Source organism: Corallococcus caeni (assembly GCF_036245865.1).
Lineage (GTDB): Bacteria > Myxococcota > Myxococcia > Myxococcales > Myxococcaceae > Corallococcus > Corallococcus caeni.
The window spans coordinates 156,637-182,185 of the sequence record NZ_BTTW01000005.1; the positions used below are offsets into that span (position 1 = coordinate 156,637).

At 71.3% G+C, this 25,549-nt stretch carries 20 protein-coding genes; 7 read left to right on the forward strand and 13 right to left on the reverse strand.

The window, feature by feature from the left end:
- Nucleotides 1-50: 50 nt before the first annotated feature.
- The 6 genes from AABA78_RS21990 to AABA78_RS22015 form a co-directional block, all read right to left on the reverse strand.
- Complete coding sequence (locus AABA78_RS21990; protein WP_338265393.1) at nucleotides 51-1,445, reverse strand: ammonium transporter; 1,395 nt, start codon at nucleotides 1,443-1,445, stop codon at nucleotides 51-53.
- Between the two features lie 309 nt (nucleotides 1,446-1,754).
- Nucleotides 1,755-3,665 (reverse strand): S41 family peptidase, encoded by a 1,911-nt coding sequence (locus AABA78_RS21995; protein WP_338265395.1) that lies wholly within the window; start codon nucleotides 3,663-3,665, stop codon nucleotides 1,755-1,757.
- Between the two features lie 11 nt (nucleotides 3,666-3,676).
- Entirely contained in the window at nucleotides 3,677-4,822 is a 1,146-nt protein-coding gene (locus AABA78_RS22000) for a helix-turn-helix domain-containing protein (protein WP_338265396.1), read from the reverse strand.
- A 2-nt stretch (nucleotides 4,823-4,824) separates the two neighbouring features.
- Nucleotides 4,825-5,235 carry a hypothetical protein gene (locus AABA78_RS22005; protein ID WP_338265398.1) on the reverse strand — a complete coding sequence of 137 codons (411 nt, stop codon included), beginning with the start codon at nucleotides 5,233-5,235 and terminating at the stop codon, nucleotides 4,825-4,827.
- 34 nt (nucleotides 5,236-5,269) lie between these two features.
- Nucleotides 5,270-5,944: a hypothetical protein gene (locus AABA78_RS22010; protein WP_338265400.1), complete on the reverse strand. Its 675-nt coding sequence runs from the start codon at nucleotides 5,942-5,944 to the stop codon at nucleotides 5,270-5,272.
- Between the two features lie 69 nt (nucleotides 5,945-6,013).
- Entirely contained in the window at nucleotides 6,014-10,357 is a 4,344-nt protein-coding gene (locus AABA78_RS22015; protein WP_338265401.1) for a DEAD/DEAH box helicase, read from the reverse strand.
- 434 nt (nucleotides 10,358-10,791) lie between these two features.
- Here AABA78_RS22015 and AABA78_RS22020 point away from each other — a divergent pair, with 434 nt between their 5' ends.
- From AABA78_RS22020 to AABA78_RS22040, 5 genes are all read left to right on the forward strand, one after another.
- Nucleotides 10,792-11,151, forward strand: a complete 360-nt coding sequence (locus AABA78_RS22020; protein ID WP_338265403.1) for a type II toxin -antitoxin system TacA 1-like antitoxin — start codon at nucleotides 10,792-10,794, stop codon at nucleotides 11,149-11,151.
- A gap of 30 nt (nucleotides 11,152-11,181) precedes the next feature.
- Nucleotides 11,182-11,736, forward strand: coding sequence for a GNAT family N-acetyltransferase (locus AABA78_RS22025; protein WP_338265406.1), 555 nt, complete (start codon nucleotides 11,182-11,184; stop codon nucleotides 11,734-11,736).
- A 228-nt stretch (nucleotides 11,737-11,964) separates the two neighbouring features.
- Nucleotides 11,965-13,164, forward strand: a complete 1,200-nt coding sequence (locus AABA78_RS22030) for a PAS domain-containing protein (RefSeq protein WP_338265408.1) — start codon at nucleotides 11,965-11,967, stop codon at nucleotides 13,162-13,164.
- A gap of 40 nt (nucleotides 13,165-13,204) precedes the next feature.
- Nucleotides 13,205-13,477, forward strand: coding sequence for a hypothetical protein (locus AABA78_RS22035; RefSeq protein ID WP_338265411.1), 273 nt, complete (start codon nucleotides 13,205-13,207; stop codon nucleotides 13,475-13,477).
- 65 nt (nucleotides 13,478-13,542) lie between these two features.
- Nucleotides 13,543-14,478, forward strand: coding sequence for a pirin family protein (locus tag AABA78_RS22040; RefSeq protein WP_338265413.1), 936 nt, complete (start codon nucleotides 13,543-13,545; stop codon nucleotides 14,476-14,478).
- Here the strand turns inward: AABA78_RS22040 and AABA78_RS22045 are convergent.
- Together AABA78_RS22045 and AABA78_RS22050 are read right to left on the reverse strand one after the other, a co-directional pair.
- Complete coding sequence (locus AABA78_RS22045; protein ID WP_338265416.1) at nucleotides 14,469-15,077, reverse strand: DUF2378 family protein; 609 nt, start codon at nucleotides 15,075-15,077, stop codon at nucleotides 14,469-14,471. The two genes, AABA78_RS22040 and AABA78_RS22045, sit on opposite strands and share 10 nt — an antisense overlap.
- An 83-nt stretch (nucleotides 15,078-15,160) precedes the next feature.
- On the reverse strand, nucleotides 15,161-16,621 hold the full coding sequence (locus tag AABA78_RS22050; protein ID WP_338265418.1) for a sensor histidine kinase: 1,461 nt from the start codon (nucleotides 16,619-16,621) through the stop codon (nucleotides 15,161-15,163).
- Between the two features lie 173 nt (nucleotides 16,622-16,794).
- Between AABA78_RS22050 and AABA78_RS22055 the strand changes: the two genes are divergently transcribed.
- Nucleotides 16,795-17,766: a PLP-dependent cysteine synthase family protein gene (locus AABA78_RS22055; RefSeq protein ID WP_338265421.1), complete on the forward strand. Its 972-nt coding sequence runs from the start codon at nucleotides 16,795-16,797 to the stop codon at nucleotides 17,764-17,766.
- Nucleotides 17,767-17,770: 4 nt separating this feature from the next.
- Here the strand turns inward: AABA78_RS22055 and AABA78_RS22060 are convergent, their stop codons facing one another.
- The 3 genes from AABA78_RS22060 to AABA78_RS22070 all read right to left on the reverse strand — a co-directional run bounded on the left by AABA78_RS22060 (nucleotide 17,771) and on the right by AABA78_RS22070 (nucleotide 21,904).
- Nucleotides 17,771-18,862, reverse strand: a complete 1,092-nt coding sequence (locus AABA78_RS22060; RefSeq protein WP_171411815.1) for a Rieske 2Fe-2S domain-containing protein — start codon at nucleotides 18,860-18,862, stop codon at nucleotides 17,771-17,773.
- 41 nt (nucleotides 18,863-18,903) lie between these two features.
- Entirely contained in the window at nucleotides 18,904-19,317 is a 414-nt protein-coding gene (locus AABA78_RS22065) for a four-helix bundle copper-binding protein (protein ID WP_338265425.1), read from the reverse strand.
- A 109-nt stretch (nucleotides 19,318-19,426) separates the two neighbouring features.
- The gene (locus AABA78_RS22070; protein ID WP_338265427.1) at nucleotides 19,427-21,904 is read right to left on the reverse strand and encodes a heavy metal translocating P-type ATPase; all 2,478 of its coding nucleotides are present in this window, start codon (nucleotides 21,902-21,904) and stop codon (nucleotides 19,427-19,429) included.
- Nucleotides 21,905-22,234: 330 nt separating this feature from the next.
- Here AABA78_RS22070 and AABA78_RS22075 point away from each other — a divergent pair, with 330 nt between their 5' ends.
- Nucleotides 22,235-24,253 (forward strand): DUF7151 family protein, encoded by a 2,019-nt coding sequence (locus tag AABA78_RS22075; RefSeq protein ID WP_338265430.1) that lies wholly within the window; start codon nucleotides 22,235-22,237, stop codon nucleotides 24,251-24,253.
- 9 nt (nucleotides 24,254-24,262) lie between these two features.
- Here the strand turns inward: AABA78_RS22075 and AABA78_RS22080 are convergent, their stop codons facing one another.
- Entirely contained in the window at nucleotides 24,263-24,844 is a 582-nt protein-coding gene (locus AABA78_RS22080) for an RNA polymerase sigma factor (protein WP_338265431.1), read from the reverse strand.
- Nucleotides 24,845-24,868: 24 nt separating this feature from the next.
- On the reverse strand, nucleotides 24,869-25,444 hold the full coding sequence (locus tag AABA78_RS22085) for a phospholipase A2 family protein (protein ID WP_338265433.1): 576 nt from the start codon (nucleotides 25,442-25,444) through the stop codon (nucleotides 24,869-24,871).
- Nucleotides 25,445-25,549: the final 105 nt, after the last annotated feature.

A 25,549-nucleotide genomic window follows, 5' to 3' on the forward strand; every position in this document is an offset into this window, starting at 1 on the left:
CGCGTGAAGCGAGGGGCCCCGTGACCATCGGAGTGACCAGGAGGATTCTGCTACGCGGGCACGGGCTCCGAGGGGGCGGCGTGCTCCGGGGCGGTGGACGTGCTCGCGGCGGGCGCGGGCGGCGTGGGCACGGCGAGCGCCACGGTGGGGACCTCGCCCACCGTCTCTCCGTGCTGGCTCAGGTCCAGACCCTCTTCCTCCTGCGCGGGGGTGACGCGCAGCGGGACGATGCGGTCCACGAGCTTGTAGAGGAGGTACGAGCCCACGAAGGAGAAGACGGACACGACGACCAGCGCCAGCAGGTGCATGAGGAAGGTGCGCGTGGGGCCGTAGAGGAGGCCCACGTCCTTGGCGAGCACGCCGGTGAGGAGCATGCCGACCATGCCGCCCAGGCCGTGGCAGGGGAACACGTCGAGCGTGTCATCCAGCGCGGTGCGGCTCTTGAAGTGCACGGCGGCGTTGCTGACGAAGCTGGCGACGAGGCCCACCAGGATGCTCTGCCCCACGGTGATGAAGCCCGCGGCGGGCGTGACGGCGACCAGGCCCACCACCGCGCCCACGCAGGCGCCCATGGCGCTGGGCTTGCGGCCGCGCAGCCAGTCAAAGGCGATCCACCCGAGCATCGCGGCGGCGGAGGCCGTGTTGGTGGTGGCGAAGGCCAGCGTGGCCAGCGACGAGGCGGACAGCGCGGAGCCCGCGTTGAAGCCGAACCACCCGAACCACAGCATGCCGGTGCCGAGCATCACGAAGGGCACGTTGGCGGGCGCGTGCGTGGCGTGCGTCAGGTGCACCTGGCGGCGGCCCAGGACGATGGCGCCCGCGAGCGCTGCGAGGCCTGCGGACATGTGCACCACGGTGCCGCCCGCGAAGTCGAGCACGCCCCACTGGCGCAGGAAGCCCTCCGGGTGCCACGTCCAGTGCGCGAGCGGCGCGTAGATGAAGACGCTGAAGAGCACCATGAAGAGCAGGTACGCCTTGAAGCGCACGCGCTCCGCGAACGCGCCGGTGATGAGCGCCGGGGTGATGATGGCGAACTTGAGCTGGAAGAGCGCGAAGAGGAGCAGCGGCACGGTGGGCGCCAGGTCCGGGTGCGTCTCACCGCCCACGCCGCTGAACATGAAGAAGGTGCGCGGGTCACCGATGAGGCCGTGGAAGCTGTCGCCGAAGCACAGGCTGAAGCCCACCACGACCCACAGCACGCTGATGACCGCCATGGCGATGAAGCTCTGCATCAGCGTGGAGACCACGTTCTTCAGCCGCACCATGCCGCCGTAGAAGAACGACAGGCCGGGCGTCATCAGCAGCACCAGCGCCGTGGCGGTGAGCAGCCACGCGGTGTCCGCCGCGTTGATGGGGCCGCCCTGCTTCACCTGCGCCGCCGGGGCCACCAGGAGGCCCGCCACCGCCACGCCCACCAGCAGGACCATCGCCATCCACTTCTGCATCGCCGCACCTCTCCAGAGAACTGACGCGATGCATTGTAGGCCTGGACTGGCCTATTTTCAATCCGACATGAGCTATTTTCAGAAGAACTAAGCCTAAAAACATCACCCAGAAACCTAGAACCTCAGCTCTGAGAGTCTGCCAGCAAACATCAAGCCGGGCGCCGGGCAGGCTCCCCGGGCATGACGCGTCGCACCCAAGCGGGCTCGTGGCGCCTGGCCTCCTTCACGTCCATGCCGTCCACCGCTCAACGGGTCCGGCCCAACTGGTCCGACAGTCGGACCGGTTCACGCGCCCCCATGTCCGGGGGCTCAGGGTCGCGGAGACAGCCGGTACACGTGGCGGAGCAGGAACGGTTCACCGGGATGGCGTGTGAGCCGGCTGAGGGAGAGGACGGCGCCGCGCCGGCTCAACACCGTGCGCACCTCGACGGGTGTTCCGTTCTCGTGTCCCGAGCCCTCCGCCACCAGGGTCAGCTCACGGGTGTCGCTGCCTCCGCGACGCTCGAGGATGCGCATTCTTCCGGTGGCGTCCCCTTCCGCGCTTTCGAGCTCGGCGCCGCCCGCGCGGATCCGCAGGACCTGCGCCGCGCGGACCGTCTTGCCGGGACCATCATCGAAGGTGAAGTCGAGGCGGGCCTCCTCTCCCTCCCCCGTGACAGTGAGCAGCGTGGGGAGGACCACACGCCGGTCGCTTCCGAAGTCACGGTAGTCGAGCGTGCCGCTCCAGCTGCCTGCCAGTGCGAACGCAAGGGTGGGAACGGCGGGTGGCGCGGAGGCCTTCGCGACTTCTGCCACGCGGTCCCGTCCCGCCTCGAAGTCGAGGAGCGTGGGGATGACCGTCGCGTCCACCGGCACGCCACGGCCCGCGAGGAAGTGGTCCACGTTCGTCCGGTTCCAGGCGTTGGGAATGCGGATCCGCAGGCCGCTGTGGGGCAGCGTCAGGAGGAAGATGCGTCCGGCCGTGGGGCCCTCCGCGCTGCCCGCGCTCTCCTCCCCAACCAGCCGCGCTCCGCCCTTCTCCTTCAACAGCGCGACCGTCATCGTCACGCCCGAGGCATTCATGGGGCCGGTGAGGACCGTGACCCTTCCGGTGAAGCGGTCCGGCGACGGGGCCTGGAGCTGCCGTGCGGCTTCGTCCTGACGTGGCAGCCGCTCCCACGCTCCATCCTTCGTGCGGCGGAAGCCGTCGAGCGGCGGCTCGAAGAGCTCCTGGCGATTGCCCCAGCTCTCCAGGTGCTGGGGCAGGTCTCCGTAGCGGATGGCCTTGAGCAGCGCTGGCTTCAACCAGACGAAGGGCTCGGGGAGCAGGTAGCGCCCCAGCGCGACCGCCACGTCATCCGAACCGCCGCCGCTCTCCCGCAGGTCGAGGACGAGGTGTCCCACGCCGCGGGCCTTCAGCGTCTTGAAGAAGCCCCCGAGGAAGGCCTCGGGGTCCACGGGGTTGCGGTCGTTCACGAACGTGTCGATGCGCAGCGTGGCGGTCTTCCCGTCGAGCCTCCAGTGGATGGCCTTGTAGAACTCGTCGCGGTAGGGACTGCCTGGCCAGGGCAGCGCGGTCCACCGGGTGAACGGGATGGGCTCCAGGGTGGCGTGCGACAGCCGCCGGTCCTCCGAGCGTTTCCAGTCGAGCTCCCAGCGCGTCGGGAAGCCATGGAAGGCGGGCCAGGCTTCGTTGAAGTCGTCTCCCATCAGGTCGCTGTCGGAGCCCAGCTTGGCGGCGATGGACTGATCCGCGCTCCCGTCGTAGGCGACGGTGCGGCCCAGGGTGCTCAACACCTGGGGCACGGGGACGCCGTTGAGGGTGACGAGCTCGGCACCGGGAGGTGGGGCGCCAGGCTGACCGTCGTTCGACACGACGATCATCCGTCCTTCGATGAGCTTGAAGCGCAGCGGCAGGTGCGTGGGCTGAACGCGGCGCCAGGCGTCCAGGGCTTCCGGGAGCTCCACCTGGGTGTGGTCGCAGTGGATGCCGGCCAGCAGCAGCGAGACCTCACGCCAGAGCACCAGGTCCGTGATGGTTCGTGACGCCGTCGCCTCCAGCCGTGCGAAGGCGGCGCGTGTCTCGGCCTTGCCGCGATAGCGGTGGAGGCCTGGATGGAGGGTCTCCAGCGCACGCCGGAGGAGCGCGACGTCGGCACGCGCCTTCGCCGCGTCCAGCGTGACGGAGGGAGGAGCGGGAACCGCGAGGAGCAGGGTCAGGGCCAGCGAGGGAAGCAGCATGACCGCAAGAGCTACGCCGGCACTTCCTCCTCCGTCGTCTCAAGTCCAGGACGGGTGCGGTTTTTCGTTTGTTGAGCCGTCCGCCACCCCGTGGGGCTGAGGCCGGTGTGTTCACGGAAGATGCGGTTGAAGCTGGCCTTGGAGGCGAAGCCCGCCTCCAGCGCCATCGTCAGCAGGGGCGTCGGGTCGCCGGAGGCCAGCCGCTCCTGCACCGCGGCCACGCGCATGGCATTGATGACGGCGTTGAAGTTGCGGCCCAGTCCCCGGTTGAAGGCCCGCGACGCGTAGCTCTCATTGGTGCCCAGGCGGCGGGCGACATCGGAGAGGGTCAGGCCGGGTTCGCGCCACCAGCCCGCGCCCTGGATGCGTGCTTCCCATCCGGAGGCCAGGGCGGCCCAGTCGCGGTCGGGCACCGGGGCGCCGTCGGTACGGAGTGTCCATTGGGGAAAGCGGTGGCCGGCATGGCGCCAGCCTTCCAGTCCCAACCAGAGGACGATGGCAGCGAAGAGCAGGTACTGGGGGAAGCGGTCGTAGTAGCTCAGGGGTGTCAGGAACCGGTCCACGAACGCGAAGCCCACGGTGACGGTCCAGCCCAGCTCCAGCGACACGAGCACGGTCGCGATCCACGGCTGGCGGTGCGCGTCCCGGTCGCTGACGTGCTCCACGAGCCAGTGTTGGTAGCGGCCATGGAAGCGGACCGTGGCCACCAGGTACGCCGCGAGCGAGAGCATGTTCGCGGTGGACTCCAGGGGAGCAATCCACGGCGCATGCACGGAGTCGTTCCAGCGCAGCTTCGCCGCGAGGGGCAGCGCGAAGGCGCACAGCGTGTAGCCGAGCATGACGCCCGCGGGAACGAAGTGCCGCCACGCGCGAGCGGGCAGCGTGGGTGTCACGAGGCGGCGGACGTAGAGGTAGAGCAGCGGCCCGGTCGCGAGGCCCAGGTCGAACGGCGCGAACGACAGCCAGGGATGAGCGTCATAGAAGCCCGCGAAGCCCAGCACATACGGCATCAGCCGCAGCACGGAGACGCCGAGCAGCGCGGCGAGGATCCGGTTCGCCGGGCGATTCCCGGAAGCGGTCAGGAGCAGCACGCACACCAGCGAGCCAAAGCCCGCGGCCAGTCCCAGGGTGGTGCTCCACGGTCCGAATCGAATCACCGCTACCTCCTGTCCAGGATGCGTCCCTGTCCGTCGATCGCGTAGACGGCGCCTCCATCCAGGATGGGCTCGTTCAAGCCACAGCGCGACGGTTGCGGAGAGAACCACACGAAGAACAGGTCGTCTCCCGACTGGAGGACATGGGTGTCGTAGGAGCTTCTCCTGGAAAGACACTGCGCCATTCGCTTGTCGGGATCCTGGGTCTGGAGCTCCGCGCCCGGAGGCAGGAACTCGTTCATCGCGACCTCCAGGGCCGCCATCATGGGGCCTCCCAGGTGGACACCCTCCTTGAACGAGTTCGGGAACACCACGGCGGCTGCCTCTTCGGGAGGTGCCCACGCGGCCTTCTTGACCTTGTGGTACCCGAGCAGGGAGCACCCGGTCAGTGGAACGCAGAGCAGAGCGATCCCCATGGACGTCTTCATCGCGAAACCTCCCTGCGAACGACTACGGCAACCATGACTGCCCCTCGAACAGGTCGAAGCTGAAGTCCCCTGCCGCTCCAGAAGCCTTCCCGATGGGGATCCACCTTCCACCTCGCAATGCCGACACGACCCGGGAGGAATAGTTGTAGTCGTACGCAAGGCATCCGCCATTCCGGGGGCCGTAGAAGAGCAGCAGCTCGTGCTCCCAGATACGCCCGGACTTGTCCACGAAACGAGCAGAGCCCCAGGGCGACCAGTCCGGCTCGTGGTTCGCGCCCATGTCCTCGCGGGAGAACTCCCAATTGTGGGGATGCGGATGCGCGGGCCCCAGGATGACGGGCTCGTGGGTGTTGGCATCCCTGAGCACCAGCGGCACCTTGCAATACTTCCGGCCTCCAGGCCCGTCCCCTCCCAGGTCCGAGAAGAAGCTGAGGAAGTAGGCCTCCGCCTGGGGGGAGTAGTACCAGAGCGCGCAGTACTCCTTGCCCTGCCGGCCATGCAGGGTCGATGCGCCGGGCATCCGGGTCATCCGCTCACAGGCGACTTGAGCCAGCTCCTCGCGCGTCTTGAAGGGACCCGCGAGAGGTCCCTCGACCTCGTACATGCCATTGGCGAGCTGGCGGACACGGATGTCCGGATGCGGCGCCGAACATCCCAGCGCCACGAACAACACCATCCAGTACAGGTTCGTTGGCATCCACGGTCCCGCGACAAGGTGACCGCGGATGCCTATCAAACCGCGTGCGTCCCACTCCAGCGAGAGGAGTCAGTTCACCTGCGCGAGAGGCCCATCGACTTCCGCGTCCTCGTTCTCCGGCGCTTCTTCCACCGCGTCCACGCCCTGCGGAATCCCATCCACGTAGGTGACGACGTTGTTCGGCAGCGCGGCCACGCGCGGGCCCGGTGTCACCACGCCCGTGAGGTTCAGTGGATCCACTCCGGATAGCTGGATGCGCACGCCGGACGGAGCCGCTCTCCGCACCGCTCGCGCCATGTCCACGGCTTCGGGCAGCGCGAACTGCTCACCCACGAAGCCCGACACGAAGCGCCCGCCTCGCAGCTCTCCCCGCGCCTCCATGCGCCGGTAGACGAACAGCAGGTCGCGCCACGTGGGCGCCAGCGATTCGCGCATCACCAGGTCGCGCCAGACGATGCCGTAGCGTTGGAGGAACAGCTTCGCCAGCGACTCCGTCACCTCCTCCTGCGACTTCGGCTCCGACGGCGCCAGCAGGCTCCAGCGGCCCGGGCCGCCACGGTTGAGCAGCTTCTGGCGCTTGCGGTGCGCCGGGCTCTGAAGGATGCGCAGGTTCTGCACCGCGTCCGCCGTGACGAGCCCCTTCGCCACCAGCTCCCACAGCGCGTCCTCCACCTCCGCCGGCAGCCGACGCGCCCGCGTCACCAGGTCCTGGAAGAAGCACGCGCCCCGCCGCTCCAGCACGCCCACCACGTCCTTCGCCGCCGCGCTCAGGTCCGGCGGCGTCCACACGCCCCCGTCCGCCAGCACCGCGTGCGGACGCGCCGCCGCCAGCATCCACTCCAGGTCCTCGCGCACCGTGAACGTCAACGGCGCGTTGCGCGTGGGCGATGACCGCTTCGCCACCACCGGCTCCGGCGCCTCCACCGGCGCACCCCGGCGCGGCCCCGCGGGCTTCGGCGGATCCTTCAGCGTCACCCGCCCCCACGCCACCTCGCCCGCGTAGCACGCGCGCTCCATCAGGTCCGGCGTGTAGCCGCGCATGCGCGCGGGCAACAGGAAGCGCTCCCACGCGGAGGCCGGCGCCTCGTACCCCTGAAGCAGCCGCACCGCCTTGAGCAACCCCGTGGAGCCTCGCAGCGCGTCCACGTCCTCCAGGTGGTGCCACCGGAAGAGGAAGCGCATGAAGTCCTGCGGGCTCAGCGGCTCAATCTCGCGGCGCAGGCGCCCCACCGTCAGCCGGTGGATGCGCTGGAGCAACCGCCGGTCGCACCACTCCAGCACCGGGCTGCCATCCGCGTCCCGGGCCACCGGCACGTCGTCCTGCGCGCGGAACTGGCCGCGCAGCACGCTGCCCTGGCTCTCCAGGTTGTGCAGCGCCAGGTTGATGTCGTCCGGATCCAACAGCGTCAGCCGCGCCAGCTCCGTCACCGTGGTGGGCCCCACCATCTCCATCCGGCCTCGCACCACCTGGAGCACCGCCGCGTCGCGCTCCACCGGCCGATCGTACTCCAGCACCGGCAACACCGGCTGCGTCACCGCGTCCGGGAAGAGCGCGCGCACCGCGTTGCCCCGCTCCGCTGACACCAGGAACCGCCCGCCCTGACGCTCCAGCCACGCCACGCGGCCCTGCTTGAAGAGCCCCGCCTCCAGCCCTCGCGGGACCTCCGACGCGCGCACCAGCACGAGCTGCAACAGCGCGTCGTGCAGCTCGTCCTCGTCGCGCATGGGCGGCGCGGCGTCCTCCACCACCTGCCGGATGGCGTTCGCGTCCAGCGCGCCGAACGCCGCCGCGTCCTCCGCCGGCATCGCGCGGCGCAGGGCCACGTTGCGCACGCGGCGCTCCTCGGCCGGCGCGTCGTCCAGGAAGGTGTAGGGCTGGCTGTTGATGAGCGCGTGCGCGAAGACGCTCGGCTCCGGGACGTCGCGCGCGACCAACTGGATGCGCCCGTCCTTCATGCGCCGGAGCACCTCGCGCAGCCCGTCGATGTCCATCGCCTCGCGCAGACAGTCGTCCATCGTCTGCTTCACCAGCGGATGGTCCGGCAGCTCCACGTCCCCGCCGCCGTGGTTGTCCTGGCAGCCCACCTGCGCGGGGAACACCGCCGCCAGCAGGTCCTCGCTGCGCGCGCGCTGGAGGTTCGGCGCCACGCGCTTGCCCCCCATCATCCGGTGCAGCGTCAGCGCTCGCGACGCCACCCACCGGAAGCGCGTGCCGAAGATGGGCGCCTGGAGGATGGCCTGCACCAGCACCTCCTCCACGTTGTCCGGGTGCAGGAAGTCGAAGATGTCCGCCAGCGGGAACGAGTGCTGCTCCCCCAGGCTCAGGAGGATGCCGTCCTCCGTGGCCGCCGCCTGCAACTCGAAGTCGAACGAGCGGCAGAAGCGCTTGCGCAGCGCCATGCCCCACGCGCGGTTGATGCGGCTGCCGAACGGCGCGTGGATGATGAGCTGCATGCCGCCCGCCTCGTCGAAGAAGCGCTCGGCGACAATCTGCGTGTGGCTGGGCACCACGTCGCCCAGCATCTTCTTCCCCAGCCGCAGGTAGCCCAAGAGCGCATCCACCGCGGGCGGCGGCACGCGCAGCAGCTTCTCCAGGAAGCCCGCCGGATCATCGTGGCGCAGCAACTCCTCGCGCAGCCGGCCCACCTGGAGGCTCAGTTCGTCCGTGCGGCCCGGCGCCTCGCCGCGCCAGAAGGGCACGTTGGGCGGCGCGCCCCTCGCATCCTCCACCATCACCGTGCTGCCCATGACGCGCTGGATGCGCCACGCGGTGCTGCCCAGCAGGAAGATGTCTCCCGGCGAGGACTCCACCGCGAAGTCCTCGTCCAGCGTCCCCACCACCTTGCCCTCCGGCTGCGCGGTGACGCTGAAGCTGAACGTGTCCGGGATGGCGCCGCCGTTGGTGAGCGCGGTGATGCGCACGCCCCGGCGTCCCTTGAGCCGCTGGTTCACCCGGTCGCGGTGCAGGTGGATGCTGCCCCGGCCGCGACGCTCGGCCACGCCCTCCGACAGCATGTCCAGCACCTGCTGGTACTCCTCCCAGGTGAGGTCCTGGTACGGGTACGCGCGCTGGAAGACGCTGAAGAGGGCGCGCTCGTCCCATTCCTCGCACGCGCACGCGGCGACGATCTGCTGCGCCAGCACGTCCAGCGGCTTCTTCGGAATCCGGACCGCGTCCAGGTCTCCCTCGCGCACGGCGTTGAGGAGCGCGACGCACTCCACCAGCTCGTCGCGCGTCATCGCGAAGAGGATGCCCTTGGAGATGCCCGCCTTGTGGTGGCCGGCGCGGCCCACGCGCTGGAGCAGCACGGAGATGGCCTTGGTGGTGCCCAGCTGCACGACGAGGTCCACGTTGCCCACGTCGATGCCCAGCTCCAGCGACGCGGTGGCCACCATCACGCGCAGCTGGCCGGCCTTGAGGCGCTCCTCGGCGGACAGGCGCATCTCGCGCGACATGCTGCCGTGGTGCGCGGCCACCCACTGCTGGCCCAGGCGCTCACCCAGGTCGTGCGCCACGCGCTCGGACATCTTGCGCGTGTTGACGAAGACGAGCGTGGTGCGGTGCTCGCTGGAGAGCTGGATGAGCCGGTCGTAGACCTGTCCCCACATCTCGTGGCTCGCGATGGAGGACAGCTCCGCGTCCGGGATCTCCACCTTCAGGTCCCACGGGCGCTGGTGGCCCACCTCCACGCGCTTGCACTCGGTGAGGGAGGTGCCGGTGAGGAAGCCCGCGATGGCGTCCAGCGGCTTCTGCGTGGCGGACAGGCCCAGCAGCTGGGGGCGCACGTCGGTGAGGGCCTTGAGGCGCTCCATGGACAGCGCGAAGTGGCTGCCGCGCTTGTCGCGGGCGAGCGCGTGGATCTCGTCCACGATGACCGTGCGCACGTGGCGCAGGGTGGCGCGGGCGCGCTCGGCGGTGAGGTAGAGGTAGAGGGACTCCGGCGTGGTGATGAGGATGTGCGGCGGGCGGCGCACCATCTGGGCGCGCTCGGCGGCGGGCGTGTCGCCGGTGCGCACCTGCACGCGCAGGTGCTGGGGCTCGTAGCCCTCCTCGCGCGCCAGGGCCATCAGCTCCTCCAGCGGCTGGAGGAGGTTCTTCTGCACGTCGTTGCCCAGGGCCTTCAGGGGCGACACGTAGAGGACCTGGGTGTGGTCCGGCAGCGTGCCGTCGAGCGCCAGGCGGAACAGCGAGTCCAGCGCGGCGAGGAACGCCGTGAGCGTCTTGCCGCTGCCCGTGGGCGCGGCGATGAGCACGTCGTGGCCGGCGTGGATGAGGGGCCAGCCTTCAATCTGCGGCCGGGTGGGCTCGCCCAGGCGTGAGGCGAACCACCGCCGCACCACCGGGTGGAAGGCGGCGAGCGCCGGATGGGCCGCGAACTCCGACGTGAAGGCGAGGGCGATTTGAGGGGACATGGCGGGCTCCCAGAGGGCCAGCCTGAACACAGGTACAGCGCGGCGTCAACGGACGGCGGGTCGCGCATCCGACCGCCCGGGTCAGGAGAGCCGGAGGCCCAAACCTGTCCGACTGTCGGACAGGTTTCCGGAGCATCCGACCGCCCAGGTGAGAGGGGATGTCGGAGGCCCGGCGTATACCTCCTGCATCGCGACGGCTTCGTCTCCCCTGCAGGACTCAGGACGTAGGGCACTCAGGCGGGCAGCGTTCACCTGCTGGGGTGTCGCCTTTCCGGTGGCACCTGACTCCGTGCATTCCCCTGATGGCAGATTGAAAGCAGCTGGGACGTCAGTAGATTTCTACTGAATTCTTAGTGGGTACTGACCTACGCATCCGTGCCCGTGCGCAGAAGAAGCTCCTGCTCCCCTCAAGCCGTTGGCAACGGAGTCCCGCCATGACGACTTCCTCCTACCGCCTGCAGGCAACCCTTCCTGCGCCCTATGGAACCCAACTCGAACAGCTTCGAAGCAAGCTCCAGATCGACAACACAGAAGTCATCAAGGAGGCCCTGGGCTTCTTCGCCAAGGCGGTGCTCGAAGCGAGCCTGGGCCGCCGCGTCGCGTTCGTGGACGAGAAGCATCAGGTGCTCGCGGAGTACAGCTCCCCCTCCCTCACCCGGCTGGAGTGGAACGCCCGGGAGGAAGGCCGCATCGTGCTACCCGACAGTGATTTCGACCGGCTCGTGGATGAGCTGGAGAAGCCGGCGAAGCCCCTGCCCCGGCTGCGGAAGCTCGCGCGCAAGAAGGCCCGCTGACGCTCCGGAAAGAAGAAGGGGGGCGCCGCCATGACGGCCTCCCTCGTGTTTCCTGAGCTCACGGCCATCACCAGCAGGGACGCCGCGAGTGGCTTCCGCTGCGAGGAAGAGGCACTCAGCCGCTACTTCCAACAACAGGCCACGCAGCAGGGACGGCGCGAAGAGAACCGGACCTGGGTCATCCATCGTCCCGACGGACGACCCGACCTGCCGTCCGTGCTTGGCTTCTACACGCTCACTTGGATCCAACTGGAGCGCAGCAGCCTGCCCGAGCCCGTCACCCGGCGGCTTCCGGACTATCCGATTCGCGCCATCCTCATCGGGCGCCTTGCTCGCGACGAGCGGTGCAAGGGCATGGGCATCGGGGAGCACCTGCTCGATGACGCCCACCGCAGGGCCTTGCGCGTCAATGCGGAGATTGGAGGGCTCGTCGTCGTCGTGGACGCGAAGAACGCGCGCGCCGCGGCGTTCTACGAGGCGCATGACTACACGGTCCTCATCCGCGCAGGATCAGCGACCATAGCGTGGCCTCAACGCTACTTCGTGAAGATGGAGGACTTGCGAGCGACGTACGCGGGAACGTGAACGCGAAGGTAAGTGTGATACCGAAATCCCGCTCAGGTTCGGTTCACTGAGGCGGCGAGCACCGGACACCGTCCGCCGGGCAGAGCGCCGCCCTCCGGGCCCGATGCGTCTCGTGGACGACAGCGCGTGCGACCCGGGGGACGGATCCGGACGCACTGCCCACGCGCAAGATGATCGCAGGCGCCCCCGCCGTTCCGCCCATCCCCAGCCCTGCTCCAGGCCTCCGGCATGTCCTCGTCCTCCGCGTCGAACTTCGCGACTGAAGCGCTCAACCCCGATGGATTCCTCGTGCTGCGGCCGGAAGGGGATGGGCCGGAAGCGCCCGACGACTTCCTCTGCGAGTACGCCAACCCCGCCGCGCAGGCCTTGCTGGGGGACGGGCTGAAGGATGCGCTGTTCCTCGCCACACGGCGGACCTGGGGAGGCCTGCGCGCGGCGTGGGGGATGACGCTCGCCACGGGCCTGCGCTCGGAACAGTGGCTCCACTGGGACACGGGCTCCAGGGTGCACACACTGCGCGTCCGGGCCGCGCGCGCCCGGGAGGGACGGCTGTACGTCTGGTTGACCGAGCAGCCCCGGGAACTCCATGCGCCCCCGGGCACGATGTCCGGGCAGGCCCCGTGCACGAAGGACACCTCGCACCAGCGCCCCGGCGAGGAGTCCCCGCGGCACGCGAGCGCCCTGTTCCAGGCGGTGATGCAGGGCTCCACCGACGCCATCTACACGAAGAACCTGGAGGGCCAGTACACGCGCATCAACGCGGCGGGCGCGCAGCTGATGGGCCTCAGGGTGGAGGAGGTGGTGGGCCGCACCGACGCGGAGCTGTGGCCCGCCGAGGCCCGCGCCAACGTGGCCCATGACCGGGAGGTCATGGCCTTCCGCAGGACGCTCACCTACGAGGAGGCGCAGTCCGGCCAGCCGGGCCGGGTGTGGCTGTCCACCAAGGGCGTGCTGCGGGACGAACAGGGCCGGGTGTTCGGCCTGTTCGGCATCAGCCGGGACATCACCGAGCGCAAGCGGATGGAGGAGGCCCTGCACCAGAACGAGGCGCGGCTCCAGCAGGCCCTCCGCGCCGCGTCCGTGACGCTGTTCGACCTGCGGATGCCGGAGGGGCTCCTGCGCTGGGGCCCCGGCGCGGAGGGGCTCCTGGGCCAGCCCTCCCTGCCCGCCGAGGAGCCGCTGACGGCGCTGCTGGCTCGGCTGCACCCGGAGGACCGGATGACCGTGGCCGCACGGCTGGCATCCTCCACCCGGCCCCTGGTGAAGCTGGCGCTCGACTTCCGCGTGGTGGGCGCGCGAGGCGAGGTGCGGCGGCTGACGCTGTGGGGCGAGGCCCACGCCGGGGACGCGCGGGAGCAGCGGATCATCGGCGTGCTGGTGGACATGACCCAGCGGCCCCTCGCGCCGCCGTCCGGGGTGGCCGCGTAGGTCGAAGCGGCATCCCCACTCCTGGAAAGGATGCCTCCACATGAAGCGTTGTCTCTTCGGGCTCGCGGTCCTGATGGCGCTCGCGGGCTGCACCACTGGCACGCACAGCTGCGACACGAACGCGGACTGCCCGGAGGGGCGCGTCTGCATCCACGAACATGCGCACGACATCGACGCCGACACCTGTCAGCAGCCCTGCGCCGACTCAAGCCAGTGCGACGCGCCCGACGTCTGTCCCTGCCCCGACTCGCCCGGAGGCTCGGCGTGCAGGACGGATGATGGCGGCTTCAGCCGCTACTGCGGGTTCTCCTGACGAAGCAGGGCGGCGCGACCACCGGAACTGGGGCAGACTGCGCCCGTTCAAAAAGGAGCCACACCATGAACTGGGATGAAGACCTGCAGGGCCGTGAGCCCCCGCCCTCGCTGGAGACGCTCATCGTCCCGCGCGTGCGCGACCTGGGCGACGGCTTCCACGTGCGCCGCGCCCTGCCCTCCGCGCGCCGCCGCATGGTCGGCCCCTTCATCTTCCTGGACCAGATGGGCCCCGCGGACTTCGACCCCGGCCGCGGCCTGGACGTGCGCCCGCATCCGCACATCGGCCTGTCCACCGTCACCTACCTCTTCCAGGGCGAAATCCTCCACCGCGACTCGCTGGGCTTCGTGCAGCCCATCCGCCCCGGCGCCGTGAACTGGATGACCGCCGGCCAGGGCATCGCCCACTCGGAGCGCACCGCCCCGGACACGCGCGCCGCCGGCGGCCGCCTCTTCGGCATCCAGGCCTGGGTGGCCCTCCCCAAGCAACATGAGGAGGTCGCCCCCGCCTTCGTCCACCACCCCGCGGACACGCTCCCCGTCATCGACGGCGAGGGCATCCACCTCACCGTCATCGCGGGCCAGGTGCACGGCGGCAAGTCCCCCGTGCGCGCCCACTCCGACCTGTTCTACGCGGACGCGAAGCTGGAGGCGGGAGCGCGCCTGAAGCTCTCCGCCGAGTACGAGGAGCGGGGCCTCTACCTCGTGGAGGGCACGCTGGACGTGGAGGGCACGCGCTTCCAGCCGGGCGAGCTGCTGGTGTTCAAGCCGGGCAGCGAGATTGTCCTCAAGGCGGAGTCCTCCGCGCGGATGATGCTGCTGGGCGGCGAGCCCATGGACGGCCCGCGCTACCTCTTCTGGAACTTCGTGTCGTCCTCCAAGGAGCGCCTGGAGGCCGCCAAGGCGGACTGGAAGGAAGGCAGATTCGCCCCCGTGCCGAAGGAGACGGAGTTCATCCCCCTGCCGCCGGATGATCCGCCCGCGCCCGTGCGCTACCCATAGAGCCGGCGCACCGGCGCCAGCGTGCCCGCGGGCCGCTGCGACTTCGCCTGCGACCACGTCAGCCGGTACGTCGCCGCCGTCCCGTCGAAGGCGATGGGCTTCACCTCCGGTGAGCCCGCGCCCGACGCGCGCAGCGTCTCCGCGAGGAACCCGCAGGCGAAGAAGGGGTTGTCCGCCAGCACGTCCTTCACCCACAGGGTGGCGTCCTCCCCGGACAGCTCCTCCACCCGGACCTCGTTGAAGTTGTTGCCCGCGCGCAGGTTGTACGGCACGCGCTCCAGCGTCTTGCGCGGCCCCAGGTGCGTCACGAGCTGCATGCTCGCCCGCCCCACGGACGTCTGCTGGAAGCCCTTCAGGTAGCGGGCGCCCAGCTCCAGGTAGGCCGCCTCCAGGGGCTGGCCGGGGAAGACGTCCCGCGCCGCCACGTCCAGGAAGAGCCGCCACTGGTCCAGCGAGTAGTGGGGGCGCAGCGGCTCGGAGAGGTTCAGGCCCGCGGCCTTCAGCTTCTGGCGTCCGTCCCGCGTGAGGTACGGCCCCAGCGCACGCACGAAGAGGGCTTCCACGCTCTGGGCGAAGATTTGCTTTTCGGATGGGACCATGCCCCCAGGGTGGGGGCGCCCCTGCGCATCCGGAAGGGCCGACGCAACGCTTCCGTCCACGAGTCATCAGACCCGTAGCTTTTTCAGCCTCGCGGCAGCCGCACCGTGAAGGTCGTCCCCTGGGCTTCCGTGGAGCTCACCTGCACGGTGCCGCCGTGGGCCTTCACGAGCTGGTCAGTGATGTAGAGCCCCAGCCCCAGTCCTCCGGTCGCACCGCGCTCCCGGTCGCTGCGGCCGGCGCGGCGCCACGCGGAGAAGACGTACGGCAGCTGATCCGCTGGAATGGGCGCGCCCAGGTTGTGCACTCGCAGCACGGCCTCGGACGCCAGGCCCTCCGCGCTCACGCGCACGGGCGACTCCGGCGGGCTGAACTTGAGCGCGTTGGAGACCAGGTTGGTCACCACCTGCTCCAGCCGGTCCGCGTCCCACGCGCCGCGCCCGTCGCCGCGCATGTCCAGCAACACCTCGCGGTGGGGCTGGCTGGCGCGCGACTCGTCCACCGCGCCGCGCACCACGTCGAACAGGTCACAGCGCGAGCGCACCACCGGCAGCCCCGCGCCCAGCCGCGCCCGGGCGAAGTCCAGCAGCTGGCGGATCATCCGCTCCATGCGCTCGGCGCTGGTGAGGATGCGCTCGGTGAAGACGCGCTGGCGGTCGGACAGCTCCCCCTGGCGCTGGAGCTGCTGCGCGGACATGGACAGCGCGTTGAGGGGGTTGCGCAGGTCGTGGCCCAGGATGCCGATGAACTGCTCGCGGAAGTCCTCCGCGTTGCGCAGCTCCGTGGTGTCCTGGCCGGTGGCGATGACGGCCTCCACCGCGCCCGTGGGCCCGGTGGCGGGCGACATCGTGTACTCGAAGTGCCGCACGCCCGTGTCCGAGGACAGGCTGATGCGGCCGCGCTGCACCTGGCCCGTGCGCCGCGCCGCGTCCAGCGACTTCGCGAACGGCTCCAGCTGCGGATCCATGGCGCGCAGCGCGTCCATGTTCCTGCCCGGGATGTGCACGTGGTGCGAGCCGCGCGACGCGGCCACCGCCTGGTTGGCGTAGATGAGCGTCCCGTCCCCGTCATAGAGCGCGATGGGGTCCGCCGCCGCCCCCATGGCCAGCTCCAGCAGGCGGCGCTGCTGCTGCACCTGGTCGGAGAGGACGCGCACCTCGCGCTCGGCGCGGCGCAGGCGCAGGAGCGCGTGCACCTGGGCCACCAGCTCCTCCGGGTCCACCGGCGCCACCAGGTACGCGTCCGCGCCGTGCTCCAGCCCCTGGGCCCGGTCCCCGGGGCCCACCGCCTGCGCGGACAGGTGCAGCACCAGCGCGTTGCGCGTGCGCGGGGAGGCCTTCAGGCGCCGGCACACCTCCAGGCCGCTCATGTCCGGCAGGCGGACGTCCAGGATGACCAGGTCGGTCCGCTCGTCCGCGAGCGCCAGCGTCTCCCCGCCCGTGCCCGCCTCCAGCACCTGGAAGCCCGACAGGGACAGCACGCGAGACGTGACGTAGCGGCTGGCCAGGTCGTCGTTGACGTTGAGGATGATGGGTGCGGAAGGCATGCGTGCGAAAGAAGCCGTGGCCTCCTTCGTAATGGCTGGCCCGGGGCGCGCCAAGTGTCACACGTGGGAAAATGTCTTCTCCGACGGAACAGCCGGGGGAACGGCCGGCCGCCGGCGCTCGCTGGACGACAGGGCGACTCCCCCGCCAGCGCGTTTCGCGATAGGGATGGGTCATGCGCCCTCCCTGCCGCCCGCTACCCGCTGATGGCCGCTTCCTCCAGGCCGTGGGGCCCACGCCGCTGGTGCCCGTGCGGCTGGACCCGGAAGGCCCCACCATCTGGTGCAAGCTGGAGTTCCTCAACCCCAGTGGGTCCACCAAGGATCGCATCGCCCGGTACATGCTGGAGAAGGCGTGGCGGCTGGGGGAGCTGTGCCCGGGCGGCGACGTGGTGGAAGCATCCAGCGGCTCCACCAGCATCGCCATGGCGCTGGCGAGCGCGCAGATGGGGTGCCGCTTCACGGCGGTGATGCCGGAGGGCGTGACGGAGGAGCGGCTCATCGCCATCCGCGCCTACGGCGGCGAGGTGGAGCTGGTGCCGCGCTCGGAGGGCATCCGGGGCGCCATCGCGCGGGCGGCGGCCATGGCGAAGGAGCGCGGCGGCTACGCGCCCCGCCAGTTCGAGAACCCCGACAACGCGGAGGCGCACCGCGTGTGGACGGGACAGGAAATCCTGGCGCAGGTGCCGGGCGGCCTGGTGCACGGCGTGGTGAGCGGCGTGGGCACGGGCGGCACCATCGTGGGGCTGTACCAGGCGTTCGCGGAAGCCGGCTGTCCGGTGACGCCCTTCGTGGCGCGGCCCATCTCCGGGCTGGGCTGCGACATCGAGTGTTGCAGCTTCAGCGCGCGCGTACCGGGCGTGGTGGACGGCCTGTCGCGGCTGTACCGCGAGGCGGACATGCCGGGCCGGGTGGAGCTGGACGTGTCGGACGACCTGGCCATGCGCACCGCGCGGGCGCTCATCCGCCGGGGCTTCCCGGTGGGCCCGTCCTCCGGCCTCAACTACGCGGCGGCGGTGGAGGCGGCGAAGCGGCTGGGCCCGCAGGCCCAGGTGGTGACGGTGTTCCCGGACCGCATGGAGCGCTACTTCTCCACGGAGCTCGTGCAGCCCCGGCCCACGCCCGCCCCCGCGTCCAAGGCCAGCTGACGGCTCACGTGCGCATGCGCACGCGCGTCTCGTGCACGGTGTCCGGGGGCGGGGCGGTGCGCTCGCGCTCCTGGGCGCGCATCAGGCGCAGGATGCTGGGCCCCAGCACGTCGATTTCGGTGGAGGCGTAGGCCTCCGTGCCGAAGCGGCGGATGGAGTCCGTCTGCTTCTCCAGGATGCGCGCGTCCTGCCCGAAGATGTGCAGGCCCACGGGCAGCACGAAGGGCAGCGCGGCCTTGAGCAGCCAGCGCGGCACGGGCAGCTTGAACGTCACCACCGCGTACACGAGCGTGTCCCAGTCCCCCACCGGCGTCATGGCGGAGGTGACCAGGATGTGGCTCTTGTCCCCGATGCGGTACTCCACCTGCGCGATGGAGGGCATCAGGAAGCGGTCGAAGTGCTGCACCACCTGGCCGCCCGGCGCGAGCAGCTTCCCCACGAGCCCCTTGGGCGCGGGCTCGCCCAGGTACTCCGCCTCCACGCGGTCCGCGCTCCTGCGCACCACCACGTCGATTTCGTTCTTCTTCTCCGCGGTGCGGAACAGGCCGCCGTGGAGGAAGGCCGTGTGCGGCACGTCCAGCGTGTTCTCCAGCACCGCGTGCAGCGACCCCGGCGCGCGCAGCACCCGGCGCACGGTGGTGTAGTCCGCCGCGTCCAGCAGCGGGAAGCGGAAGGGCTCCGTGGTGGGCTCCACGCCGGGCGTGGAGTAGACCCAGACGAAGCCGTCCTGCTCGCGCGTCGCGTGGGACGCGGCGCAGCGGGAGCGGGCCTCGGGCTCACCCACGAGGCCCGGGATGAGCCGGCACTGGCCTCCGGTGTCGAAGCGCCACCCGTGGTAGCCGCACTCCAGCTGCCCCTCCTTCACGCGCCCCAGCGACAGGGGCACGTTGCGGTGCGGGCAGCGGTCCACCAGGGCGCCGGGCCTGCCGCCCTCGCCCCGGAAGAGCACCAGGGGCGTGCCCTGGAGGGTGCGCGCGAGCGGCTTGTCCCCCAGCTCACGCGACGTGCAGAGGATGAACCAGGAGTGGGGAAGCCGGACGACGGAGATGTGACTGGGGGACGCGCCCGGGGCGCGCCCCTCCTCGCGGGCATTCATGTGCCCAGTCTAATGGGCCCGGGCGTCCGTGCACGCCCCCTTCAGGCGGGCAGGTCGGCGGCGCGCTGGGCGGCCTCCGGGTTGATGGGCTGCGGCATCACCCCGCCGCTCATCTTCCGGCAGGACTCCTCGCAGCGGCGGCACGCCTCCGCGCAGGACTTCATCAGCCCCTCGTCGCCCAGCTTCTCGCAGGCGGTCGCGCAGGCGGCGCACACCTCCGCGCAGGCGAAGCAGGTGCGCGAGTGCAGGTCGGAGCCCCGCAGCATGAAGCGCGCGCTCGTCTCGCAGATGTCCGCGCAGTCCATCAGCAGCCGGAGGTGCTTCGGCTCGGCGTGCTTGCCTCCCCGCTGGAGACCGTCCGCCAGCGTCTCCATGCAGACGCGGTGACAGGCCAGGCAGTTGTCGATGCACTCGCGCAGCTCGTCCTTGCTTCGCATCGCCTCGGCGTTCGCCATGGTGGGCGTCCTTTCAGGTCATGAGCCTCCGGCCTCACGGTGGGCACGCGCGGGGGCCCCACCACCCCACCGCGCGCGCCCGGCTGGCCGGCGGGCCGACAGCCCCGGACTAGAACTCCAGGCGCCGCAACCGCAGGGCGTTGCCGATGACGGACACCGACGAGAGGCTCATCGCCGCGCTCGCGAACAGCGGGCTCAGGAGCAGCCCCAGGACGGGATACAGCACGCCCGCCGCCAGCGGCACGCCCAACAGGTTGTAGACGAAGGCGAAGAAGAGGTTCTGCCGGATGTTGCGCAGCACGGCCTGGCTCAGCGCGCGTGCCCTCGCGATGCCCCGCAGGTCGCCCTTCACCAGCGTCACGCCCGCGCTCTCCATGGCGATGTCCGTGCCCGTCCCCATGGCGATGCCCACGTCCGCCCTCGCGAGCGCCGGCGCGTCGTTCACGCCGTCGCCCGCCATGGCCACCACGCGCCCCTGGGCCTGCAGCGCCTTGACCGCGTCGCCCTTCGCGTCCGGCTGCACGCCCGCGATGACCTCCGTGATGCCCAGCCTGCGCGCCACCGCGTGCGCCGTCGTCGGACTGTCGCCCGTCAGCATCACCACGCGCAGGCCCTCCGCCCTGAGCCGCGCCAGGGCCTCCGGCGTGGACGGCTTCACCGGGTCCTCCACGCCCAGCAGCCCCGCCGCGCGGCCGTCCACCGACACCAGCACCACCGTCTGGCCTTCGTGGCGCAGCGCCTCCGCGCGCTCCGTCAGCGCCTCCACCTCCACGCCCAGGCTCCGCATCAGCGCCGCGTTGCCCAGCGCCACTTCGCGGCCGTCCACGCGGCCCCGGACGCCCTGCCCTGGCACGGCCTGGAAGCCCTCCACGCCGGCAGGGGACACGCCCCGCTCCCGGGCGCCCGCGACCAGGGCGGCGGCCAGCGGGTGCTCGCTGCCGCGCTCCAGGCTCGCGGCCTGGCGCAGGAGTCCGGAGGCGTCCACGCCCGGCACGGGCTCCACCGTCACGAGGCGCGGCTTGCCCTCCGTCAGCGTGCCCGTCTTGTCCACCACCAGCGTGTCCACCGCCGCCATCCGCTCCAGCGCCGCCGCGTCGCGGATGAGCACGCCCATGCGCGCGCCCTGCCCCGTCCCCACCATCACGGACATGGGCGTGGCCAGGCCCAGCGCGCACGGGCAGGCGATGATCAACACCGCCACCGCGTTCACCAGCGCGTGCGCGAGCCTGGGCTCCGGGCCCCACACCGCCCACACCGCGGCCGTCACCACCGCCACCGCGATGACCGCGGGCACGAAGATGCCGGCCACGCGGTCCGCCAGCCGCTGGATGGGCGCGCGGGTGCGCTGCGCCTCGGCCACGCGCTGGACGATGCGCGACAGGAGCGTGTCCTGGCCCACGCGCTCCGCGCGCATCACCAGCGTGCCCGTGCCGTTCACCGTACCGCCCGTCACCTTCGCGCCCGGCCCCTTCTCCACCGGCACGGGCTCTCCGGTGACGAGCGACTCGTCCACCGCGCTCGCGCCCTCCAGCACCTCGCCGTCCACCGGCACCTTGCCGCCGGGGAGCACGCGCAGGCGCCACCCCACGTGCACCTGGGACAGCGGCACGTCCTCCTCGTGGCCGTCGTCCGAGATGTGCCTGGCCATGGCGGGGGCCAGCGACAGCAGGGCCCGCAGCGCGCCGGACGTCGCGTGGCGGGCGCGCAGCTCCAGCACCTGCCCCAGCGCCACCAGCGTGAGGATGATGGCGGCGGCCTCGTAGTACACGGGCGCGGTGCCGCCGTGCCCCGTGCGCGCGCCTTGCGGCAGCAGGTGCGGGAACAGCGTGGCCGCCACGCTGAAGACGTACGCCGCGCCCGCGCCCAGCGCGATGAGCGTGAACATGTTCAGGTGCCGGTTGCGCACCGACGCCAGGCCCCGCTGGAAGAACGGCGCCCCCACCCACAGCACCACCGGCGTCGCCAGCGCGAACTGCGCCCACACGAGCGCCGCGGGCGACAGCGCGTGCTGCACCGGCTGGCCCGGCAGCATGTCCGACATGCCCAGCAGCATCAGCGGCACGCTCAGGGCCAGCCCCACCCAGAACCGCCGCGTCATCGAGCGCAGCTCCGGGTCCGGCGGCTCCTCCACCGTCACCGTGCGCGGCTCCAGCGCCATGCCGCACTTCGGGCAGGTGCCCGGCCCGTCGCGCACCACCTCCGGGTGCATCGGGCAGGTGTACTCGACGCGCGTCTGGAGGGCGGGCGGAGCCTCCGGCTCCAGCGCCATGCCGCACTTCGGGCAGGCCCCCGGCGCGTCCTGGCGCACCTCCGGATCCATGGGGCACACGTACACGGCGCCCGGCGGGGCCGGGGGTGGCGGCGTCCGGGGCTGGAAAAAGTGCCCGGGGTCCGCCTGGAAGCGCTGGCGGCACTTCTGCCCGCAGAAGAACCAGGTGTGGCCGTCGTGCTCCCAGCTGCCGCCCTTGGGGGCGCGCGGGTCCACCTCCATGCCGCACACGGGGTCGATGGCCGGCCCTCCCTCCGTGGCGTGGGGGGGCGGCTGGGGCGAAGGGGCGGAATGAGAGTGGGAATGGGGGTGCGTCATGGTGGAGCCTCCTTTCCCCGGGCCAACGCGGCACCCGGCGCGCTCTTACACATGCGTAATCCGCCCCCTCCCCGCCCCCGTGTGGCCCCGCTCCTTCCACTGGAGGGCGGGGCGCCAGGCAGGCCGGGGGATTTGTCCGCCCGGGGCCTTTTCCGGTAGGAGGCAGCCCCGGCAGCCTGGATTTCCGGGGCATTGCACGTTGGGCCCACCGCACCCGCCGGGGAAATTGCCCGGAAAATCCACTCCCTCCGTATGGCCTGGGAGGCACGGTCGGGGCCCGACCAGAGAGGGCATCGAATGCGACGCATGTGGGGGACATGGGGAGCGGCGATGGCCCTGCTCGTCAGCGGCTGTGATGCCATCGACCTGTCGGAGCTCACCCAGCGCGACGCGATGACCCGGGTGCGCGCGGAGCCTCCTGGCGAGCACTGCGAGTTCGGCGGCGACGCGGTCCTGACCGGCCTCGACCAGGACCGCGACGGGGAGCTGGACGACGCGGAGGTCACCGCCACCGAGTACGTCTGCGACGACGCCATCCCCAAGGTCCGCACCCGCTCGCGGGCGGAGCCCCACGGCATGAACTGCGCGCTGGGGGGCCAGGCCGTGGAGTCCGGGCTGGACCGGAACGCCAACGGCCAGCTCGACGACGCGGAGGTGGCCATCGCCGACTTCGTCTGCGCCACCTCGGTCTCCAACGTGCTCCTGCGCGTGCGGCCGGTGGCCCCGGGCGAGCGGTGCCCCCAGGGCGGTCAGGTGTCTCACGCCGGCCATGACGTCAACGCCAACGGGCTGCTGGAGGAGGAGGAGATCTCCCAGGAGGTGTACGCCTGCAACGAGGCGGCCCCCGTCCTGTCGCGCGTGCGCGCGCTGCCGGCCTTCGCCGCGCCGTGCGACGGCGACGACGGAGGAGGCGCCGCGGTGGAGGCCGGCCCCGACCTGGACGGCGACTCCGCGCTCACGACGTCGGAGATCGCGGCCACGGACTACGCCTGCGGGCTGGCCGCGGCCGACCTGAAGCTCCGTCAGCAGGCCGAGCCCGCGGGGCCGAACTGCCCCCGGGGTGGCACGCGCGTGGAGGCCTTCGAGGACCGGGACGACGACGGTGCGCTGGATCCCGCCGGCTTCGCGTCGACGGTGTACGTGTGCCAGGCCACGCGCGTGCACGATGGGAGCTTCGTGATCGCGGACCCCGCGGACCTGGTCGCGCTGGAGGGCGTCACGCACCTCCGGGGCACGCTGACCCTCTCCGCGCCCACGCTCGCCGACGCGTCGCTCCCCTCGCTGGCCGTCATCCAGGGGAGCCTCACGGTGAAGGGCAACTCCAGCCTGCGGCGGCTGTCCCTGCCCGCGCTGCACTTCGTGGGGGGCGACGTGGCGGTGCGCTCCAACGCCCGGCTGGACGCCCTCGCGCTGGGCGGGGCGTCGGGCGCCGTCCTGTGGGTCGAGCGCAGCCTCTTCGTGGAGGACAACCCCATGCTCCCCACGCTGGCGGGACTGGCGGCGGTGCAGCCCCGCGACAGCATCTTCCTGCGCGCGAACAACGCGATGGTGGAGCCCGGTCCGCTGCCCCGGGTCGTCGTGCTCCAGGGGTCGCTCGTCATCAAGGACAACCTCCGGATGGACCGGACGCCCTTCGTGAACCTGGCGCGGGTGCACGGAGACGTGCGCCTGACGGGCAACGCGGGGATGCCGGCGCCCTCCGGCCTGGAGAAGCTGACCCGCGTGGACGGCACGCTGGAGCTGCGCGAGAACAGCGCCCTGGAGGTGCTGCACCCGCTGGCCGGGCTCGGCTCCGTGGGCGAGCTGCACCTCATCGGCAACCCCCGGCTGACGGACACGTCGGGGTTCACCCGCCTCTCCTACGCGGGCCGCATCTTCATCCAGGGCAACAAGGATCTGGTGAGCGCGGGGAACATGCCCGTGCTGGAGCAGGTCACGCAGGACTTCAACGTGAGGTACAACGAGAAGCTCCAGCGCGTGCACCGCCTGCCCCTTCTGAAAAGCGTGAGCGCGGTGGTGGCCGCGGGCAACCCCGTGCTGACGTCGCTGGAGGGCTTCAGCCAGCTGACCCGGCTGAACACGCTGGAGTCGCTGGGCAACGCGGCGCTCATGTCCCTGGGGGACCTGACGCTGCTGCGCGAGCTGGACTTCCTCAGCCTCCAGGGCAACGCGGCGCTCACGGGCTTCGGGCTGCCGGAGCTGGCGCGCGTGTCGGGGGCCTTCGTCGTCGTGGACAACGCGAAGCTGCCCACGTGCCAAGCCACCGCGCTCCTGGCGAGCGTGTTCCAGGGCGACCCGGTGACGGGCGTGAACATCGGCGGCAACGACGACGCGGCGACCTGCCCCTGAGCGACCGCTTCAGCGGCGGGGCTTGCAGGAGCAGTCCAGGCAGCCGTGCGCCGCGCACGCGCCGCAGCCTCGCTCCAGCGAACGCTTGAGCGCGAGCCGCGCGCGGTGCAGCCGCACGCCCGCGTTGTTGGCGGTGATGCCCACTTCGCGCGCCACGTCCGGCACCGCGCGCCCCTCCAGGTCCACCTGGCGCACCAGCCGGGCGTACTCGGGCTTGAGCGTGGGCAGCAGCTCCGTGAGGCACGCGCACACCGCGCCCTTGAGCTCCAGGTCGTCGGTGGCGCCGTCCGCGTCGCGCGCCTCCACCTCCAGCGCGCGTCCCTCCGCGGCCTGCCGGCGGTGGTGGTCCACGAGGGCGTTGCGCAGGAGGCGGTAGAACCACGCCACCGCGCCCTCGCCGTCCTTCAGCGCCCCGCCCTTCTCCAGGGTGCGGGCGAAGGCCGTCTGGAGGAGGTCCTCCGCGACGGCCCTGCTGCCCACGCGCCGCTCCACGAAGGCGAGGAAGCGGCGCTGGTGGGCCAGGAGCGCCGCCACCACCTCGTCACGCTCCGGGGGCAGCCCCGCGGCGTCTGGCCCTTCAGCCTCCGTCATGCGACTCCTTGCGACTCCCTGCGACTACGGAGGGCCGTAGCCCTGCACGCGCGAGTTCAGCTCCACCGCGGTGGCGTAGATCTGCGCCCACGCGCGGAACTTGAACTTCGCCATCGCACCCTTCTGGTCGTTCGCGTAGTCGAACATGTCCCTGCGGAACTGCGCGTCCGCGGCCTTGCGGGCCTCCGGCTTCAGCGGCGTGCCCTTGCGGTCGTAGTAACGCAGCAGGTCGTAGCCGTAGTCGTGCGTCTTGGCCGCCGGGTCGAACTCCTTGTCCGGGCCGATCTTGCCGGGGACGGAGGCGTCGCCGAGCGGATCCTGCATGCGCTGGCCGTGCGGCGTCTGGATGGCGTAGGGCTTGTAGCCCATGACCTTCTCGAAGTCCGCCGGGGGCGGGCGCGCGCCGGTGAGGTACTCGCTCATCAGCTTGCCGTGGTCGCCCGGAGGCGCGCCCGTGACGGCGCCCGTGCGCTGGGCGGCGGCGGTGCCGGAGGAGAAGGAGTCCTTCACCACGTTGCGCGCGGTGGGGGCGGGGCGCGCGGCGGTGGACTCCGTACCGGAGGTCAGCGGCTGGCGGACGGGGTTGTTGCGGATGATCATGGGGGCCTGGGGGAGAAGTCTTCTCGATTTTTCGGAAACCGCCTCCCCAAAGTTGCGGCCCTTCCACCAAAGTCGCGCAGAATGTGTGCAACACACCGCGTGGTG